This is a genomic window from candidate division KSB1 bacterium (assembly GCA_022566355.1).
GTDB lineage: Bacteria > Zhuqueibacterota > JdFR-76 > JdFR-76 > DREG01 > JADFJB01.
The window spans coordinates 1-7,793 of sequence record JADFJB010000163.1 but is presented as its reverse complement, the minus strand read 5'-3'; the positions used below and the strand labels follow the sequence as shown (position 1 = coordinate 7,793).

General features: G+C 37.9%; 6 protein-coding genes. All 6 read right to left on the bottom strand.

Annotation, left to right across the window (positions count from 1 at the left end; translation table 11 throughout):
• Positions 1-338: 338 nt before the first annotated feature.
• Positions 339-821 carry a response regulator gene (locus tag IIC38_19055; protein ID MCH8128025.1) on the bottom strand — a complete coding sequence of 161 codons (483 nt, stop codon included), beginning with the start codon at positions 819-821 and terminating at the stop codon, positions 339-341.
• An 8-nt stretch (positions 822-829) separates the two neighbouring features.
• Complete coding sequence (locus IIC38_19050) at positions 830-2,059, bottom strand: SpoIIE family protein phosphatase (protein MCH8128024.1); 1,230 nt, start codon at positions 2,057-2,059, stop codon at positions 830-832.
• Positions 2,060-2,061: 2 nt separating this feature from the next.
• Positions 2,062-3,252 carry a HAMP domain-containing histidine kinase gene (locus IIC38_19045; GenBank protein ID MCH8128023.1) on the bottom strand — a complete coding sequence of 397 codons (1,191 nt, stop codon included), beginning with the start codon at positions 3,250-3,252 and terminating at the stop codon, positions 2,062-2,064.
• A gap of 154 nt (positions 3,253-3,406) precedes the next feature.
• Entirely contained in the window at positions 3,407-3,841 is a 435-nt protein-coding gene (locus IIC38_19040; protein ID MCH8128022.1) for a cyclic nucleotide-binding domain-containing protein, read from the bottom strand.
• A 12-nt stretch (positions 3,842-3,853) separates the two neighbouring features.
• Complete coding sequence (locus IIC38_19035; protein ID MCH8128021.1) at positions 3,854-6,688, bottom strand: hypothetical protein; 2,835 nt, start codon at positions 6,686-6,688, stop codon at positions 3,854-3,856.
• 43 nt (positions 6,689-6,731) lie between these two features.
• Positions 6,732-7,793, bottom strand: a 1,062-nt coding sequence (locus IIC38_19030; GenBank protein MCH8128020.1) for an MFS transporter, incomplete at its 5' end; no start/stop codon positions are given.

Below are 7,793 nucleotides of genomic sequence, written 5' to 3'. Positions count from 1 at the left end.
AACAAAAACTTGGACTTAAAATCGTGCGTACTATTATAAGGAAAGTTTCGTTATTATTAAGTCCCAATTTGTCTACATTTGTCCCCCTAATAAAGAAGGTTTGCCTTATGACGAACCTTTCATGCTGTTTTTATTGAACTTACCTTATTAGCGAGGCAACGATTTAAAAATGAGTAAATTCCTTTAAAACTATTGAGTTCATTCTAAAAAGGTGGGATACCGATTCCATCGCTCTCACAAGTATTTGTTTTTATGTATCAATTTTTTAAAGCGATGGCATCGGTTTTTAAAGTAGACTCACTATTACTTTTGATAAAAACCTACTTAACTCATTCCCCCTAAACAAACGTCTTTAAAATATCCTTATGAATTCCCTGCAGCTCTGCGTAGGCCTTATTTATTTGACTGATCTTGTCTTCCAAATTTTTCATCAAATTATTTTTTTCAATACCATTGCGGATAATGATAAGCAAATCGGCATTATCCCATGGTTTTTCAATATATTGGAACAAACCCACTTCGTTGATCGCTTTTATGGCATTTTCTTTATCAGCATAACCCGTTAGAATAATGCGGGGTATTTGAGGATTAATTTTTTTTACTTCCGCTAGAAAACTCATGCCATCCATCTCCGGCATAAGGTAGTCTGAAATGACTACGTCGATATCATTTTCTTTTATATACTCGATGGCATTTTTGGCTGAAGTGAAGGTTGAAACTTCATATTCAGTTTCAAGGGCCAAAAATGAGTTGAGACTGGTTAACACCATGTCTTCATCATCAACAATAACAATTTTCCCATTACCTGATGTGCTTTCCATTTCTTTGCCTATTCTTTTAATTCTACCGAAACTAAGGTTATATCATCCCAAATATGTTTGGGATCGCTAAAATTTCTGGCTGCTTCAACCAATGTATCCAGAACTTCATTTCCCGGTTTATTAATATTGTCTTCTACAGTTTGAAGCAAATACTTTGATTCAAAATCCTGCTTGTCGGAATTTAGGGCTTCCCCAATGCCGTCAGTATATAATAAAAGAGCTTCATCTTTCTCTAATTGGAATGTTAATTCCTGCCCCAATATATAGTGCTCTTTATCTGTCATTCCCAGGACCAGACCATTCACGGTTATATGTTTCACCTGACCGGTTTTCCGATTTAAAAGGATCGGATGAGGCACACCGCCATTACCAATACGGCAACTTCCGGTTTTAGAATCAACGATTAAAACAAGCGCTGCTACAAAAACACCCTGGGGCAGCCCTTTGAAGAGAGTGTCATTCATTCCGGTCAGGATATCCCCTGTGGTCGCACTAATTCCATTAAAAGAAGAAAATGCCATCTTCAAAAGAACGGTACTCAGGGCAGCCTGTACACCGTGACCCGTAATATCTGCAATTAAAATTGCAACCTGGTTTTCGTTTAGACTTGTAATATCATAAAAATCGCCGCCAATTTCCAAAGCAGGAATGTATTTGGCTGAAATCCGGAGATTGTATTTAGAATGGTTAACCTCAGGCAACAGCTTTTCTTGAACTTTTTTGGCCAGGGATAATTCATCCTGAAGCATTTCGTTTTTTTCTGCCAGCTTGTTTAGCTTCAATAAAGTCCGGTCAAGTTCTTTAATTTTTCCCTTTATTACTACATTTAGGTGTTTATAAGCAAGAGCGTTTCGGACAATTAAGATTAGATGATCGCTATCCCAGGGTTTTTCGATGTATTGAAATAAACCAATCTCATTGATTGCTTTAATCGCATTTTCTTTATCTGCATAGCCGGTCAGCAGTATACACGGGACATCCGGGTACATCTTCTTAACTTGTTGGAGAAAATCCAGTCCATTCATTTCTGCCATCAGGAAATCGGAAATGACTAAATCAACCGGGCTTTTCTCAAGTTCTTGAAGCGCCAATACCGATGACGAAAATGTTCTAACCGTATAGCTTGTTTCTGATTCGAACAACGCCCCCAGTGTTTCAAGGATCATTTCTTCATCATCCAAAATGAGGATAACCGGGGTATTATTTTCAGAATCAGATTTGTGAGTATTTGTATTCATTCTTATTGAACAGGAATCCTCAAGCGAAATGTAGTGCCTTTTAGAACTTCACTGTCAACTTCTATCGTGCCATCATGTTCATCGATAATTTTTTTTACGATTGACAGACCCAGACCTGTACCCTCACCCGAACCTTTCGTTGTAAAACCAGAATCGAAAATCCGGCTAATATTCTCCGGAGAAATCCCTTTACCGGTGTCGCTGAATTCGATTATGATTTTTTCATTTTCCAGAAAGGTCTTTATCGTAATCTTTCCGTCGCCTTCAATCGCCTGGCCGGCATTTACCAAAATATTCATAAATACTTGATTTATTTTATTGGGATAACATTTTAACAGGGGAAGCTCACTATATTTCTTGTCAACTTCAATACGGTTTTTAATTTGATGATGGATTAAAGTGAGTGTATTGTCCATCCCTTCATGAACATTCATGTCTTCCTTCTCAAGCTTATCCATTCTTGCATATCTTCGTAAACTGTTTACCATGGCAATTATTCTCTCCGCCGCAGTTGAATTGACTGAGGTCAACTTTTCGAAATTTTCCAAAATCATCTTAATTTTAGGGTGTTCACGAATTTCATTGGGAATATTTTTATCAAAAAGGATACTTTTCAACTTCTCGGTGGTCCGTATTAAAACATCATTGTTACTGTTCAGAGCAGCTAATGGGGTATTGATTTCATGGGCAATTCCAAATATCAGGCTTCCAAGGGCTGCCATTTTTTCTGATTTGTTTAACTGGTCATGTTTCTCACGTAATTCTTCTATACTCACTTCAACCTTACGATATAATTCTTTATTAGCATTTTGCAGACTTTCTTCTACTTTACATCGATGCGTTATATCCTTGACTATTTGCAATTCACACCAATCGTCCTTTTGATTTTTAAAATAACTCACTGTGAATAAGTACACCCTGCCATTCGGAAATGTTCGCTCCTCGGAATAATTGCTGTTTTCGGAGACTGATGCTTTTCTGGATACATCTTTACTGATGCCGGATTCGTACCAATGAAGTCTTTGTCCTGCACTGGTTTGATCGAACATCTCCTTTAGTTTCCTGTTTTCGAATTCAACCTTTGGCTCTTTATCTACATTAGATCGAATGCCGAGTCCGATTGGCATCATATCCAGAAAATATTCAAAGTACTCTTCAGAGTATTCTTTATCTTTTTCTTTGGAGACTTTCATTTTATTTACACAGTAATCATATGAATTGAAAATAACATTTTTTATTCGGGTTTTTCCATGATAATGATAAGAAATAAAGGTTGCTTATCAGAGGATGGTATTTCCGAGCATCACCATTGTTATCCTGGCGAAATCGTTCAATCTATACACTATATCATTGAGAATCAGGATCGACTTTCTTCATTAGACCTCTCATTCGCCTGGCTATCGATTTCAAAATCCCTTGCGTAATATTTGTATGATCTGAAAGTAAATCATAAAAATCTTCTTTTTCAATTTTCAGTAAAAGGGTCTCCTCTATGGCAGTCGCGGTTACTACCCGCGGTTCATCATCGAATAAGGCCCAGGCGCCAAATACATCCTTGTGCTTAGCAGTCATGATTTCAGCGCCATTCCGATCGAGACGAACACAACCCTCGATGACAATATACATAGAGTCAGAAACGCCGCCTTCTTTGTAAAGGATGTCGTTTTCATTTACGGATACTTCCTCTGTTATTGCAGCAATATGAGCAAGATCTTCCGTTGTGGCGTATTCAAATTCACTCACATCCTGCAAGAAGATTACTTTTTCAACGATCGTTAGCATTGGGCGTTTATTTCAGTTCATATATATGCTATTAAGCTTATTGAGTGCATATTCTGCAGTTTCCTTGACAACAGGGTCCTGACTTTTTAGATGCGGCATAATATGTTCTTTACATTGAATTTCATTTGATTCTGCGATTGAGTAGAGTGCGCAGACTTTTAGCCAATTGTCATTACCGTTCAGTAAAATTGAATAACAACTTGTTTCCGGGGGTTCAGTTTCAATTTGTTCTTTTAGATGATTCATGACATGCTCAAGCGATTTTGACTCAACAATTGGGATGATTAACTCTTTTAGTCTTGAATCAAGCACATTGTCCAAAAACTCGATTGCATTGGCTCTTAATATTGTAGTTCTGCTGGTAATACCCAGATAGGCATTAAACATATCTTTTGGAGTATAGTGTAAACCTAATAATCTAAAAATTCTTTCCAGGTTGATATCAACTTTTTCTTCCAACGCTTTTACTAATAACCGTCTTGCTTTTGCTGTTTTTAATTCGGTTTCCTTTTGTTCAACTTTACCAGGTTTTGATTGCAGGTTATTTTGATTGTTCAATTCCAACAATATTCGATAGTAGTTTTTTATTTCTTCGAGAATTTCACGCTCGATTTTTCCTTCATCAAATTTCAAAAACGGAAATTTAACTTTCAGTTTATTAAGCGCCTTGATCACTTCATAACGCATTTGCAAATCTTTTTCTGCTAATAATTCTGTCAACAAGTTTACTGACTTTTGCGATCCAATTAAAGCCAGTACTTTAATCATTGCCAACTTTTTATTTTTACCGGTCTCTACGCGCCATAAATATTTATGCAAGCTTTCGATAACATCTTCACCATAATTTGCCAAGGCCTCTCGTGCAGATTTTCTCAACAGCTTTGTATTCAGATGATCGATTAATGGTTGAATGAATTCTTTTGCCTTTGTTTGTCCTGCATTAAACAACGCAGCCTCAAGAACCTCGGGTGGCTCTTGAGCCAATAGATTATGCAAATATGAATATAATTCCGGATTTTTTGCAGTGCCAATTACCCGGGCAATACTGATCTTTATAAAAATTTTTGCTTCATCGGATTCATTCCGTTTGTAGCGATCTTCGATTAATTCTTCGATAATGCTCTTAAAATCTATCGCTTCATTTAACTGATCATCTTCCCTGGATTCCTGTGCAGCACAAATCAAAGCAGAAGTTTGTAACAAATAATCCTCATGATGCAGAAACCTGTTCAGTATGTCAAATTTATTAAGGGAATGTTTACAAAGGTGTTCCATTGCTGCTATTCGTACTTCTTGATCCTTGTGTTCAATAAGTTCACCGGCTTCAAAAACAAAATCCACATTGTCATATTTTGATATGATCTCAAATGTTTTTACTTTTATCAAGCTGGATGGATGATTGATCAACAATCTGAAATTTGGGACGAAACGATCATTCTTCACATTTTCTATCAAATTTAAGACATAAAGAATTTGCTTTTCATTATTGCCTTCAAGCACGCTAGTAAGATTTTGAAAAACTGCAGCATCGTCCAAATTAACCGTTTGTTCTTCGAGGTCAATGCTCCTTTTTTCAATCGCCAGTCGAAAAGAATTTAAATATTCTTTTTTGATACGAATATTCAGAATCAACCAGAAGGTTATCAAGAGAATCAACAAAATGGTGATATGTTGAACCGAAAGATGGAATACTGTGGTAATCACAATTAACGCCAGCCCGGCCACACCTGTGGCTAAACTAACAACAAAGACATCAATAAATTGCTTTGATTTATTCTTAATTGCAGCAGGTATTGGTAGAATTAACAGCTCTTTCCCGGCTTTATGGAGAGATTGTTTAAAGCTGCCATCACTGACCTTAATTAGAATCGCAGCCCATAAAACGGGTTGAAACAAAATTGCACCGGCACCAATTAGAATGGCGGCAGGCAGGAAAAACAATGAATTATTAACGCCAAATTTTTTTAATATTTTGTTTGTGAATACAAGTTGAATAAACAACGAGATTACACTTATTGTGGATAACCAAAATCCAAAAAATGCTGTAAGTTGATCCTCTTGATGAATGGATTGCATTGCGATAGCGCTAAATTGATAATCTACAATTTTTGCAACAATTACGCTAAGCCCGACAATACCAGCAAGATAAGTGAGGTGCTTTGAGTTTAAGATAAGTTGAAACGGATTTCCCTTGGTATCTTTTTGCTTGATCCGTTTTTGCTGTAGTACGCTCTCACGATAATTTAACCTGGCGCTTTTGAACCAAACAATCCGGAGGATAAAAAGGCAAAGCGCTATAAAAAAGCAGCAGACCAGCAATAAATTTTTTGTCCCTATCGGTTCGGCAAGATAATTTGCCAGGTAGCCGCCAAATATACCGCCGCTTATCGCACCCGCGCCGATAAATCCGAAGAGACGTTTTGCCTCTCGCGCATCAAAAACATAATTTGCTAACAGCCAGAATTGTGAACTCCACACGACCCCCAAAATAGCTACCCAAATGTAAAAAGCATAGATAAACCAGACTTTTTGGTCATCGATGAATAATAGACCTCTAAAGAAGAACAGTGCAATAATGGATGCATACAACGTTCTACTGATCAATCGATTCAGCATGACCTTGCTGGCAAACTTAAGATAGATAATTATGATTATGGTTGAAAAGACGGCAACAAGCATCATCGCAATAGGAAGTTGATTAATGCCAAATTTGGAGAGAAGAAGAGACTTACTGACAGGTTTTAAAACCACTAAAGATGCAATAATAAGGAAAATATAAGCAAACATCAAAGAAGCTCTAAACCCCTCACCCTCCCTGATGGAAAATAGAGTGCGAAGGAGCTTCATCAAAGTATAAACATTCCAGGCGTTGTACTGTCTTTTTTCAAAACTAACTTGTCATTTCATGAAATTTTTTACCGGCGTATCTTGCGGCAATAATCCAAAGAGATACAATCGCTATCGTAAAAAGTGAAAGCCACCTTTTGCTGGAGAAATCTGCGAAATAGGTAGTAATTGCGAGGCTTACACCGATCGCCAAAACCTTTGCAAATCTCTGCACGAACATATCTATGAAGGCCTTCGCCTTATATTTTTCATCCTTGCTCGTGGGCACATATAGCGCTTCCTTCGCTGATTGGTTAATTCCGTAGCTAAACCCGCTGTCAGCTGTATTCAAGAGGCTACCAGCCCATAAAATAGGCACAGCAAGAAACCCCACGGACCCTATGACTATCACAGCAGGAAGAACCAATAAAGCCGTTTTAAGCCCAAAACGGGTCATTACAAAACTGGTGAGGAAAATCTGTACAAACAGAGCAACAATGTTGCTTAGAGCGTATACCGTAGCAAAGTGCCTTTTTAGGTCATCCCCATCCAAATAGTGTGAAATGGTTGAAGTAAACTGAAAGTCGAGTGTTTGTGATGTTATTTCGTACAATCCAACGATAGCTACAATGGATATCAAATAGGGTGATTTAAAGACCAACTTCGCCCCTGCCAGAGCCAGGTTTTCCTTTTGGTCGGGTGAAACTTCTCTCGTTCGCTCAAAGGGTTCTGGTGGTGGATTCCGTTCTACCAACCTTCCGGCTGCATTGGCGAGGACTAAAATCATAATTGAAATGAAAAAGCAAATCCATAGCCACGATGAATTACTTAGGTAGTCGAGCATACCCCGAAAAAACGTAGCGCCAATTGCACCGCCGAGAACTCCACCCAAAACGATCAAGCCATAGAGACGCTTGGCTCCGTCTGGCGTGACACTATCATTCAAAAATGCAAAAAATGTAGCAACCATTAACGTCGTGAACAAGTCACCAAACAAATAAAAAGTCCACACAGTGAAGTCGCTTGGACTGTTGATAATGAAACTATACCCCAGATAGGAAATCAGAAAAAATCCGGTGAAGATGTAAGTCAACTGCTGTCGGCGAAAATTTCTACCAGGCCAAGT

What these genes read in the sequence shown, in the direction of transcription:
- IIC38_19055 (MCH8128025.1), bottom strand. Translation starts at nt 821, where the DNA reads ATGGAAAGCACATCAGGTAATGGGAAAATTGTTATTGTTGATGATGAA.
- IIC38_19050 (MCH8128024.1), bottom strand. Translation starts at nt 2,059, where the DNA reads ATGAATACAAATACTCACAAATCTGATTCTGAAAATAATACCCCGGTT.
- IIC38_19045 (MCH8128023.1), bottom strand. Translation starts at nt 3,252, where the DNA reads ATGAAAGTCTCCAAAGAAAAAGATAAAGAATACTCTGAAGAGTACTTT.
- IIC38_19040 (MCH8128022.1), bottom strand. Translation starts at nt 3,841, where the DNA reads ATGCTAACGATCGTTGAAAAAGTAATCTTCTTGCAGGATGTGAGTGAA.
- IIC38_19035 (MCH8128021.1), bottom strand. Translation starts at nt 6,688, where the DNA reads ATGAAGCTCCTTCGCACTCTATTTTCCATCAGGGAGGGTGAGGGGTTT.